We start from the raw sequence: 11,808 nt of genomic DNA on the forward strand, positions 1-11,808 counted from the left end.
ACATGTTTAAAGATTTTTTAACGGGTCTAGAATTAGACCAACAAGGCGCACTAAATTTATTAAAGTTAGCGCAAGATATTAAAGAAAGCCCAAGTAAATATAGCCAAGTGCTAGCTGGTAAGTCAGTGGTTACTTTGTTTGAAAAGCAAAGTTTACGTACTCGCCTTTCATTTGATATTGGTATAAACCGTTTAGGGGGCCATGCGGTTTACCTTGACCAACAAAATGGTGCAATGGGCGCCCGCGAATCAATAAAAGATTTTGCCTTAAATATTTCGACTTGGGCAGACGGGATTGTTGCGCGGGTTAATCAGCACAGTACGTTAACGACACTCGGTGAGTATTCATCCGTTCCTGTGATTAACAGTTTGTGTGATTTATATCACCCATGCCAAGCATTAGCTGATTTTTTAACGCTACAAGAAGTACATGGTGATGTTAGCCAGTTAAAGCTTGCCTACCTAGGTGAGGGCAATAATGTAACACACTCATTAATGCTATTAGCCGCTACTTTAGGAACAGACTTTGTCGCTGTAACACCAAAAGGCAGCTCACCTGATTCGCAAGTACTTAAAAAAGCAGAGCAAATAGCAGCGATGAATGGCGCTTCTGTAATGGTAAGTGACAGGGTTGAGGCTGCAGTAGGCGCTAATGTTGTTTACGCCGATACCTGGGTATCAATGGGGGATACAACTCCTCTTGAGCAAGTAAAAGAAAAATACATGCCTTATCAATTAAACCAGGCATTGTTAGAAAAAACCGGTGCAACTACGGTATTACATTGCCAACCGGCACACCGTGAGTTTGAAATTACTTCTGAGGTAATGGATGGCCCTGCATCAAAAATTATACAGCAAGCAGAAAACCGCATGCATGCGCAAAATGCGCTATTAGTTACATTGTTAAATCCAAATTTTGTTAAGGAACACCTATGAGTTCAATTAAAAAAGTCGTTTTAGCCTATTCAGGTGGTCTTGATACATCGGCTATCGTGCCATGGTTAAAAGAGAACTACGGCTGTGAAGTGATTGCTTTTGTTGCCGATGTTGGCCAAGGTGCTGAAGAACTTGAAGGCGTGGAAGCTAAAGCTATAGCGTCTGGTGCATCTGAATGTTACGTGGTTGATTTAAAAGATGAGATGGTAAGCGATTATATTTACCCAACGCTTAAAACGGGTTCTATATATGAAGGGACTTATTTACTTGGTACTTCTATGGCGCGTCCAATCATTGCTAAAGCGCAAGTTGAAATTGCACGTAAAGTAGGTGCCGATGCACTTTCTCATGGCTGTACGGGTAAAGGTAACGACCAAGTACGTTTTGAGTCATGTTTTGCCGCACTCGCACCTGATTTAAAAGTGATTGCGCCATGGCGTGAGTGGGATTTATCAAGCCGTGAATCATTGCTTGATTACCTAGCTGAACGTGACATTCCATGTTCTGCGTCAGCAACTAAAATTTACAGTCGTGATGCTAACGCATGGCATATTTCTCACGAAGGCGGTGAACTTGAAGACCCTTGGTGTGAACCAAGTGAGCAAGTATGGACCTGGACTAACTCACCAGAGCAAGCACCTGATAAAGCTGAACACGTCACTTTATCGGTTGTTGAAGGTGAAGTAGTTGCTGTAAATGGCGAAGAGCTTAAACCTTATGATTGTTTAGTTAAATTAAACGACATTGCATCACCTCATGGTGTGGGCCGTGTCGATATTGTAGAAAACCGTTTAGTGGGCATGAAATCGCGTGGTTGTTATGAAACGCCAGGCGGCACTGTGATCATGGCAGCGCTGCAAGCTATTGATGAGTTAGTACTTGATAAAGCGAGCCGTAAATGGAAAGAAGTACTCGGTGGTGAATTTTCACACTTAGTCTACGACGGTCGTTGGTTTACGCCGTTAAAAGATTCTATTTTAGCCGGTGCAGAAGCGCTGTCTACACTAGCAACGGGCGAAGTGGTACTTAAGCTTTATAAAGGCCAAGTCACTGCGGTTCAGAAAAAATCACCTAACAGTTTATATAGCGAAGATTTTGCTACCTTTGGTGAAGATGATGTTTATGACCAATCGCACGCAGAAGGCTTTATTCGTTTATTCTCGCTATCAAGCAGAATTTCAGCATTAGCTAAAAAGTAATTTTTTACGCCCCTTGGAATTAAGGGGCTATTATCGGGTTTGGAGAGATTTCATGGCATTATGGGGCGGACGTTTTTCTACGGGTCCAGATGAAGCGTTTAAACAGTTTAACGATTCACTTCCCTTCGATTATCAATTAGCAGAGCAAGATATTATTGGCTCTGTTGCATGGGCTGGCGCACTAGAACAAGTGAATGTGTTATCTAGTGATGAGCACAAAAAGCTGGTATCGGCACTTTATGAGCTACTTGAAGAGGTAAAAGCAGATCCACACGCGGTTGCCACCTCAGGTGCTGAGGATATTCATTCTCATGTTGAAGCTGCGCTAATTGAAAAAGTGAGTGATTTAGCTAAAAAGTTACACACAGGCCGAAGTCGTAACGATCAAGTTGCTACCGACTTTAGGTTATGGTGCCGCGATACCGCCGATCATATTTTAAAAGCAATTGCACAATTAAAAGCTGAATTTATTAGTTTGGCTGAACGTGAACTTGGCACAATACTGCCAGGTTATACGCACTTACAGCGTGCACAGCCCGTACTGTTTAGTCATTGGTGTATGGCTTATGTAGAAATGCTTGAGCGTGATGAAAGCCGATTACAAGATGCCCAAGCAAGAATGAACTACTGCCCACTTGGCAGTGGTGCACTTGCTGGCACTGCATACCCAATTGATCGTCATGCACTTGCACAAGGGTTAGGCTTTACCGGTGCGACTAAAAATAGTTTAGATGGTGTGTCTGATCGTGACTTTGTGGTTGAGCTATTAAGCTGTGCGTCTATTTCTATGATCCATTTATCGCGGATGTCTGAGGACCTGATTTTTTATAACTCGGGAGAAGCTGGCTTTATTGAATTGGCCGATAATGTGACCTCGGGTTCATCTTTAATGCCACAGAAAAAAAACCCAGATGCATTAGAGCTAATTCGTGGTAAAACAGGGCGGGTGTTTGGTGCGTTTAGCGCAATGATGATGACCTTAAAAGCACTGCCACTTGCTTACAACAAAGATATGCAAGAAGACAAAGAAGGCATTTTTGATGCCATGCCAACGTGGCTTGCGTGTATTCATATGGCACAAGCGTGTATTAAAGGCATTAAAGTTAAAGCAGATAAAACACTTGCAGCGGCAAAAGGTGGCCACGCAAATGCAACCGAACTGGCTGATTACTTAGTGGCTAAAGGTGTTCCGTTTAGAGAAGGGCACCATATTGTAGGGGTATTGGTGCAACTAGCCATTAGTGAAGATAAAACGTTAGAGCAACTTTCTCTAGAGCAGTATAAATCAGTAAACCCAGTGTTTGAGGATGATGTCTATCCGGTACTTGAAATTGACGCCTGTATCAAAGCACGCCAAGCGCTTGGCGGTACATCATTAGAGCAAGTAAGCAAAGCGGTGAAAGACGCGAAAAAAAAACAGCAAATAACGGTTCGTGATGCCAATTTAGATGACGTGGAAGCGATTGCTAAACTCGTACAGCACTGGGCTACAGTCGGTGAAAACTTACCGCGTGCTAAAAGTGATATGGTGCACTCAATTAATGAGTTTGCCGTAACTGAGATAAACGGTCAGGTATCGGGTTGTGCTTCACTATATATTTACGACACAGGATTAGCTGAAATACGTTCATTAGGCATTGACCCTAAAAGCGCAGTAACAGGGCAGGGACGAGAGCTGGTTGAGCATTTGTTGGTAAAAGCCAAAAAATTGGCACTCAATCGTGTCATTGTTCTGACTCGTGTCCCTGACTTTTTCGAAAATCAGCGCTTTAGTTTCTGTAGTAAAGAGAGCCTACCTGAAAAAGTAATGAAAGATTGCGAGTTATGTTTACGTAAAGAAAACTGTGATGAAGTCGCAATGGAATATATGTTAAAGCCAAGTAATAGCATGGAGATCCCTTGTAAGAACGTGGCTTGAGCAATCCCTAGGATAAAAAACGCACGGTGACCCCGATGCGTTTTTTTTTGAGTAAAATAAAATAATTTTTTAATTAACATACTATTAATTTAAAGTTGGCATATCGTTTGCTTTTATTATTCTGTAACGTGTTGTTGAGTCAATTAAACAACGTAGGCAATGCGTTACTGCAGTTATTTAGTAACTGCTTCAGGTGGTGTGATTTAAATTTGCGCCAATAATAAATTTAATACTCAAAAGGATTAATCACATGCAAATTTCAGCGAACAGCCAAGTACAAATGCAAGCATACAATAAAACGCAACAATTAAAGCCTGCAATGGAACAAACTGCTAGCCCTAAAACCCTACAATCTGATACAGTAAGTATCTCTCAAGAGGCGATGGCTGCTGCTGGCGGTAGTGCTGATCTCCAGCGTGGTAATACGATTCTTTTACCTCGTCCAAAGTGATAGAAAGGTAGTAAATGTTTTTAGCTGAGTTTTTTGGTCTGTTTTCTTTGTCAGCCCTAGTGACATGGGGCTTTTTAATGGCGTTTTTTTTTAACCTCTTTGTCTACAGCTTAGATGTTAAGAGGAGAACGACTTTATTACTCAGCTCATTAGTTATGGTAGTATCCTATTCCGTGACTGATTACTTATTTACATGGATTTCCTATTACAATACTACTTATTTTGATTGGGCAATACATGATTTAATAACCATAATTTTCCTAATTTTCGTTTACAAATTAAGTAAAACTACGACTCCTTCATTATTATATTTACTAATAGGCCTTTCAATTAATTTGATGTTAGCTTTGCTAATGCATTTAGATATTTTTATTAATAAAAATATTGAACCTTGGTTTTTGTGGGATATATACACGTTTGGAGTGACATTTATAGACCTAGTAATGATTGTTGCTCTAATTGTAGACAAAGACTTCTTAGGATTACACAAACTCAAAAATAAAATAGTATCATTATTCCTAAGACCTAAAATTGCAAGGGACTGTAACTAAGTTGTACATCGATTACAGCATGGTTGATTACGTAAGTGCTTTCACTCAATGGGGTTTTTTAATGGCATTTTTATACTCACTTGTTTCGAGTATTAATAAGCCAGACAAGTCGTTAACATACTTAGCCGCTATTATGTTTTCCTCTTACTTTTGTAGTGATTTTTTTCCGATATTAGAAAATGTATACTTAGACTGGATCCTCTTCGATTATATAACCATTTCTATTATTCTCATTTTATTGAATTTCTGTCTAAAAGCTCCCCTCGCTAGCTATTATATTATTTCAGGCTTACTAATAAATAGTCTGCTAACATTTTTCATTTATTATGACTTATTTGTACGTAATAATATTGATGAATGGTGGCTTTGGAGTGTTTACTCTTTAGGAGTAAACTTTATTGATGTATTAATGATTATTTCTTTGGTAATAAATACAAGTATCTTAAAAAAACGACAGGTAAAAAAACAACTTAATTTAGCTATTCGAAATAATGTTTCAAATGAATGACTTCTTGCTCAACCCATATGTATCTCTTTATCTAGGTGCGTTTGTTCAATGGGGTTTTTTAATGGCTTTTTTATACTCATTAGTAACGAGTATAAATAAACCCAAAAAAGAGGCTTTATGGCTGTCGCTAATAATGTCGGTTTCATACTCTTCAAGCCTGTTTATTGATATTCAAAATATTTCTTACATGCAACTATTACTTTTTGATCTAATGACTATTTTGGCTATTTTGATTGCAAGTAACTTCTTAAATAAAAACATCATATCTTCCTATCTATTATTAGGGCTAAGCATAAACTCACTGTTATTTTTTGGCATGCATCTAGATGTACTTGTTTTTAGTAACAGCTCACCATGGTGGTTCTGGTCATTTTATTCTTTGGGAATTAATCTTATGGATTTTATGATGATAGCCATTTTATTTATCAATAAAGACTTTTTGAGAGTAGTGAAATTTAAAAATTGGCTTGTAAAAATTAGTATTAATAAGGCTATTATTAATGGCTGATTTTCTTTGGCAGTTAGTCGCGATTTTTGATTATATGTCGATTTTTATAACTTGGTTATTTGTAATCTCTTTTTTGTATAACCTATCGACAAGTATAAACAATCGCAATAAAAACCTTTTGCTTCTCTCTTTTATTATGATGCTATCTTACACTTCAAGCATGTTTATTGATCCAGCTACAGAGACACCTCATCTTAAAATGTTTATGTTTGATATAGTGACTATTGTTTTGCTAGTTATTTGGGGATACTTTATTAAGGGCAAAATTATTCCTGTTGCTTTTTATTACCTTATTGTAGGGCTTAGCTTTAATGCACTCATGTTTTTAGGTATGCATTACGATGTCAGCATGCAGGATAATACCGATTACTGGTGGTTTTGGGCACTTTATGCAATAGGTCAAGTTGTCAGTGATTGTGTTATGGCGGTAGTTTTAATCATAAATAAAGACGTATTAAAAATACTCTGGTTAGGGAAGAAATTTAAAGGCCGTTTTATTTTAGGAGTCTAAAAGTAGCGTCTCATTTATACGCTACTTTCTGAAAAAATTATTAATGCTTGGTTTTCCCCAGTCTTGATTGCAGCGCCTTCATTACTATGGTGTCAACAAACTCACTTACATCGCCGTTATGGCGTGCTACTTCTTTTACTAGCGTTGATGATATAAAGGTATTACGCTCGGCGGGCGTTAAAAATACGCTTTCTAAATCAGGGTTTAAACGGCGGTTCATATTTGCGAGCTGAAATTCATAATCAAAATCAGAAACCGCTCTTATGCCTCTGATCAGTACATTTGCATTATGGTCGCGAGCCAGATCAGCTAGCAGCCCTGAAAAGCCAATGACCTTTACATTATCTAAATGGCTTAAAATCTCATTTGCTAAATCAACGCGTTCTTCTAAAGTAAAACACGGTTTTTTACTTGGGTTATGAGCAATAGCAACAATAACGGTATCAAACATCTTAGCAGCACGCTGAATTAAATCAGTGTGGCCGTTGGTAAGGGGGTCAAATGTGCCTGGGTAGATTGCGGTCACTTTCATAATATTTACTGTGTTATTATTTTTAGCCGTAGTGTAGCAGTGTTTAGTGTGCAAAGCAGCCTTGTAAGTAAATTGTGAAGAACTTCATGCCTTGATTGTTTTAACGCTGACTATTTGTTTATACTAGTGGATTGTTTTAATGCAGCATCGTATTTTCGAAAATTGAGTAATGAGTATATGAATACCAAGGATAAAATAATTCAAACCAGTATTTCATTGTTTAATGAACATGGTGAAAGAGCAATATCAACTAATCATATTGCATCGAGTTTAGGCATGAGTCCGGGTAATCTGTACTACCACTTTAAAAATAAAGAAGACATTATTCGCCATATATTTGCACTTTATCGCGATCATTTGAGTACTCATTTTAAGCCAGTTGATAAAGGCGATGATGCTTTTGAGCATCTAGGCCCTTACTTAGATTCGCTATTTGAATTAATGTGGCGCTACCACTTTTTTTACGACAACCTTGGCGATATTCTTGCTCGCGATAGCCATTTAAAACAGGGTTACATTGATTTTCAGCAGGAATTACTTGAGCAGGTACGTAACATCATTTTGGCCTTGCGGGATAGTGAAATTATTGCCATTGATGAACAAGATGCCATTGAACTTGCTCATACGCTAAAATTAACGGTTAGCTTTTGGACACCCTATATGAAAGCAAGAAGACTCAGTGGTGTGCTGGTTGAGCAAGATATATACCCTGGCATTGTAAAAGTACTGACTTTATTTAAGGCTTACAGTACAGAAAAAAGCGCAAATAAAATTAATCAGTTAAGAGACAAGTACGCACTTTTAGCAAATGCTGCCCCCCAGAATCCTTAAGCCTGTTAAGTTGGTTAGTTCCTAGGCGTTAAATTTTTTGCTATAATCCGCCGCGCCCAATGCCTGGGTGCGCGAATTCCCGCAGTCTAAGAGTTGAACTATGCTTAAATTTATCGTCAAACTTCACCCTGAAATAGCCATCAAAAGCCGTTCAGTCCGTAAACGCTTTACCAAAGTGTTAGAAAATAACATTAAAATTGTATTGCGTCGTGTTGACGAAAAAGTACAAGTACGTAATAACTGGGATAACATTTCAGTTGTTACAAAACTAGACGATGCTCAAACTCGCCTTGATTTTATCGATAGTTTGCAACGTATTCCTGGCATCGTACAGTTTATTGAAGTAACCGAAACAGACTTCAAAACCCTTGATGACATTTATCAAAAAACCATCGCATTAGTTGGCCATACTATTATTAGTAAAACCTTTTGTGTGCGTGCTAAGCGCATAGGTCAACATGATTTTACTTCAACTGAACTAGAGCGCTACGTTGGTGGTGGGCTTAATCAACACGTTGAAGGTGCGCGAGTAAAGCTAAGCCGCCCTGAGGTAACAATTCGTTTAGAAATTAAAGACGAAAAAGCTTACATAGTGACGCAAACCCATTTAGGAATGGCGGGCTTTCCACTGCCAACACAAGACGATGTATTATCGCTTATGTCTGGTGGGTTTGATTCTGGCGTTGCCAGTTATCAGATGATCCGTAAAGGCGCTCGTACACACTTTTTATTCTTTAACTTAGGTGGTGCTGCCCATGAAATTGGGGTTAAGCAAGCGAGCTACTACCTATGGAAACAATACAGCTCTACGCATAAAGTTAAGTTTATTACTGTTGATTTTGAACCAGTTGTTGCGGAAATTTTAGAAAACGTTGAGAACAGCCAAATGGGTGTTGTGCTTAAACGTATGATGATGCGAGCGGGTAGTGCCGTTGCTGAAAAACTAAATATTCAAGCTTTGGTAACGGGTGAAAGTATAGGTCAGGTGTCTAGCCAAACCTTAGCTAACTTAAGTGTTATTGACCGTGTAACCGAAACGCTGATTTTACGTCCTCTTATTCAACATGATAAGCAAGAGATCATCAATATAGCGCGCCAAATAGGCACTGCAGAAATGGCTGAGACGATGCCTGAATACTGTGGTGTGATCTCTAAAAAGCCGACAGTTAAAGCCAAAATTGAAGTCATTAAAGCAGAAGAAGAGAAGTTTGATTTTGATGTATTAAATACCGTTATTGATAACGCCCGTGTTATGGATGTGCGCGATATTGATGTTGAAGCTAAGCAAGAGCTTAAAGAGGCTGAGTCAGTTACAGAGTTACCTGAAGGAGCGGTTGTTGTTGATATTCGCTCACCTGAAGAAGAAGATGCCGCACCGCTTGAAATTGATGGTATTGAAGTTATCCACTTACCGTTTTTCCGTTTAGCAACTAAGTTTGGTGATTTACCTAAAGGCAAAGACTATTACTTATATTGCCAAAAAGGGGTAATGAGCCAGTTACAAGCGCTTATTCTTCACGAAGAAGGCTTTACCACTGTAAAAGTCTATCGTCGTTAATGGCTTAATATATTAGGGTCTGTTGACCCTTTAAGGTTAAATTTGCAGAAGTCTGTTTGGTATTTAGGCAAGGCAGAGCCTATGTGGTGTGGTTATTCCCCATAAATAGGCGATAACGCAGCATCAATGCCAAACAGGCGCTGCCCGAAGGGTTCTGCCTAGGGGCGATTTACTCTTTGTTGCTCGGTTTTTACTTAGCCCACTAGGTTACAAACCTCGCGCCGCGATTAAACCACCCCTAGTTTGAACAAATTGTAATCCGCAAAAGTCAACAGACCCTAGATGCGCGTATTTAGTCCGCGCTTTTTTTTGCCAGAATTTCAGCAAGTAAAGCGTCGTTATACGGGGTCGCAATATTATGTCGCTTGCCTTGCTCACTAATATAACCACAAATTGCCATGATCTCAGTTTGCCTATTGTGCATAACGTCTTGATGCATAGATGAGTAATTCTCTGCCGTTAAACTCATTACCTTGTAGGCGCGCTCGAGGGCATCGATAAGCTTAATATTAAGTTTAAGCGCGGTCGCAATATGGCACGCCTCTGTTAATAAATTAATAATTGAGCTATTGAACTGTGGCGCACGCAACTGGCCATTTTTTATATTGTACAGAGCGGTTAATGGATTTATGGCAATATTAACCAGTAGCTTTTCAAACCGGAGTTGCTCAATATTGTTGCTGACAATTAATTGCGGAATAGTGTGTAATTGCGCACTAAACTGTTGAAGATTTTGAATAGCTAGTTGATTATAGCCCCCTAATACACTTTGCCCGTTTCCAGTATGCTGCACAATATTAGGGTTTGACTTAAATCCAGCCATGCTAGTGGTTAAAAAGTACAACGATTGCTGCTGTGTTAACTGTGCATTTAATTGTTCAACATTACCCATGCCATTATGACTTAATACAATATGAGTACTCTTGCCTAGAAAAGGTTTTACTTGCGCATAGGCTTGTTGCACTGCAAACGCTTTAACAGTGAATAAGACAATGTCAAATTCAGGAGCTTGAGCTAATTGCTGTTGTGAGATGAAAGTAGCGTTAATTTTTTCCGAAGGAGCATCACCACAGCTATAAAAGCGCGTATTGACTGTGCCCTTTTTGGTAAGGATGTAAACAGTGTGACTTTTAGCTAAAAAATGGCTAAATAACAAGCCAATAGCACCATCACCAACAACAAGTATGTTAGCCATAACGCTTCTTTTTACGTAGTGTTAATAGCGCTTTAGCTAAAAAGTAGCTTGCTGCACCAATAAAGTCGGCAACAAAATCGGCCAGTGATGCTTGTCTGTAAGGCAGACTATCTTGCATAATTTCTATTGCGGCACCATAGCCGGCTAACAGCAAAATTTGTGCATATAAAGGCAGTTTAAAGGCTTTATCCATAATAATGGCAAGTAAAAAGAAAATACCAAAATGCGCCACTTTATCTATATGCGGAAATAAGTTTGCAGCGCCCTTTACCTCTTTAGCAAATAAGAAGGTAAATGCGACAATACTAATTAAAAAAATAGCTTGGTAAACACGCCTCGTCACAAAAAATCCTAAAATCGTATAAAAAAGAAGCCTCAGTATATCAAACTAAATTAGTATCGCACCTGAACAAGATGCAGAAAAGTGTAAAGATTTATCATTTTAACGTTATAATTGCCGCATAAAATTAAGATTAGCTAGTTAGGAGAACATCATGCCTTCATTTGATATTGTATCTGAAGTAGAAATGAACGAAGCACAAAACGCGGTTGATAACGCCAATCGTGAATTAGAGACTCGATTTGATTTTAGAGGGGTCGATGCCTCAATTGAATTAAACGATAAAACAATTAAATTAAAAGCTGAAGCAGATGCTCAGGTTATGCAGTTGTTTGATATTTTAGCTGGTAAAGTTTCTAAGCGTGGGATGGATGTTGCGAGCCTAGAACTTCAAGAGATTTCTCGTGCAGGTAAAAATGTTTTTCGTAACGTTGCACTAAAGCAGGGCATCGAAAAAGACATGGCTAAAAAAGTAGTAAAAGCCATTAAAGATTCTAAAGTAAAAGTGCAAGCGGCTATTCAAGGCGAAGAAGTACGCGTAACGGGTAAAAAGCGAGATGACTTACAAGCTGCTATGCAAGTTGTGCGCACTGCCGATTTAGGTCAGCCATTTCAGTTTAAAAACTTCCGCGATTAATTTATTGTTTCGAGCTAGGCGCTACAGGCGCTTAGTTCAAAGCAACATGTATTTAGCCAAACACGTTATATTGTTTGGTTTTTTTATTTTTAAATCTATGATAATTACCGAACCCCGAACCCCGAACCCCGAAC

At 38.8% G+C, this 11,808-nt stretch carries 13 protein-coding genes; 10 read left to right on the top strand and 3 right to left on the bottom strand.

Features of this window, described 5'->3' with window-relative positions; all coding sequences use genetic code 11:
• Positions 1-2 precede the first annotated feature (2 nt).
• From BW139_RS14920 to BW139_RS14955, 7 genes are all read left to right on the top strand, one after another.
• On the top strand, positions 3-935 hold the full coding sequence (locus BW139_RS14920) for an ornithine carbamoyltransferase (protein WP_010391031.1): 933 nt from the start codon (positions 3-5) through the stop codon (positions 933-935).
• Entirely contained in the window at positions 932-2,134 is a 1,203-nt protein-coding gene (locus BW139_RS14925; RefSeq protein ID WP_076920188.1) for an argininosuccinate synthase, read from the top strand. The genes BW139_RS14920 and BW139_RS14925 overlap by 4 nt, the downstream gene beginning before the upstream one ends.
• Before the next feature lie 52 nt (positions 2,135-2,186).
• A complete protein-coding gene (gene argH / locus BW139_RS14930; RefSeq protein ID WP_076920189.1) occupies positions 2,187-4,052 on the top strand; it encodes an argininosuccinate lyase in 1,866 nt (621 codons plus the stop codon).
• 250 nt (positions 4,053-4,302) lie between these two features.
• On the top strand, positions 4,303-4,503 hold the full coding sequence (locus BW139_RS14935) for a hypothetical protein (RefSeq protein ID WP_076920190.1): 201 nt from the start codon (positions 4,303-4,305) through the stop codon (positions 4,501-4,503).
• 14 nt (positions 4,504-4,517) lie between these two features.
• Complete coding sequence (locus tag BW139_RS14940) at positions 4,518-5,054, top strand: hypothetical protein (RefSeq protein ID WP_076920191.1); 537 nt, start codon at positions 4,518-4,520, stop codon at positions 5,052-5,054.
• 500 nt (positions 5,055-5,554) lie between these two features.
• Entirely contained in the window at positions 5,555-6,070 is a 516-nt protein-coding gene (locus BW139_RS14950; protein WP_076920197.1) for a hypothetical protein, read from the top strand.
• On the top strand, positions 6,063-6,581 hold the full coding sequence (locus tag BW139_RS14955; RefSeq protein ID WP_076920193.1) for a hypothetical protein: 519 nt from the start codon (positions 6,063-6,065) through the stop codon (positions 6,579-6,581). The genes BW139_RS14950 and BW139_RS14955 overlap by 8 nt, the downstream gene beginning before the upstream one ends.
• Positions 6,582-6,621: 40 nt before the next feature.
• On the opposite strand, the gene coaD is transcribed toward BW139_RS14955, so the two are convergent.
• Positions 6,622-7,113 carry a pantetheine-phosphate adenylyltransferase gene (gene coaD, locus BW139_RS14960; protein ID WP_024601870.1) on the bottom strand — a complete coding sequence of 164 codons (492 nt, stop codon included), beginning with the start codon at positions 7,111-7,113 and terminating at the stop codon, positions 6,622-6,624.
• A 177-nt stretch (positions 7,114-7,290) separates the two neighbouring features.
• On the opposite strand from coaD, the gene BW139_RS14965 reads away from it, so the two are divergent.
• Both BW139_RS14965 and thiI read left to right on the top strand, forming a co-directional pair.
• On the top strand, positions 7,291-7,944 hold the full coding sequence (locus tag BW139_RS14965) for a TetR/AcrR family transcriptional regulator (protein WP_010391043.1): 654 nt from the start codon (positions 7,291-7,293) through the stop codon (positions 7,942-7,944).
• A 100-nt stretch (positions 7,945-8,044) separates the two neighbouring features.
• Positions 8,045-9,502 carry a tRNA uracil 4-sulfurtransferase ThiI gene (gene thiI / locus BW139_RS14970; protein WP_076920194.1) on the top strand — a complete coding sequence of 486 codons (1,458 nt, stop codon included), beginning with the start codon at positions 8,045-8,047 and terminating at the stop codon, positions 9,500-9,502.
• Between the two features lie 292 nt (positions 9,503-9,794).
• Here the strand turns inward: thiI and BW139_RS14975 are convergent, their stop codons facing one another.
• Positions 9,795-10,697 (bottom strand): ketopantoate reductase family protein, encoded by a 903-nt coding sequence (locus BW139_RS14975; protein ID WP_076920195.1) that lies wholly within the window; start codon positions 10,695-10,697, stop codon positions 9,795-9,797.
• On the bottom strand, positions 10,690-11,040 hold the full coding sequence (locus BW139_RS14980) for a VanZ family protein (RefSeq protein WP_076920196.1): 351 nt from the start codon (positions 11,038-11,040) through the stop codon (positions 10,690-10,692). The genes BW139_RS14975 and BW139_RS14980 overlap by 8 nt, the downstream gene beginning before the upstream one ends.
• A gap of 151 nt (positions 11,041-11,191) precedes the next feature.
• On the opposite strand from BW139_RS14980, the gene BW139_RS14985 reads away from it, so the two are divergent.
• Positions 11,192-11,674, top strand: coding sequence for a YajQ family cyclic di-GMP-binding protein (locus BW139_RS14985; protein ID WP_008113183.1), 483 nt, complete (start codon positions 11,192-11,194; stop codon positions 11,672-11,674).
• Positions 11,675-11,808: the final 134 nt, after the last annotated feature.

It is taken from the genome of Pseudoalteromonas sp. SK18 (assembly GCF_001974855.1).
In the GTDB taxonomy this organism is placed as follows: Bacteria; Pseudomonadota; Gammaproteobacteria; order Enterobacterales; family Alteromonadaceae; genus Pseudoalteromonas.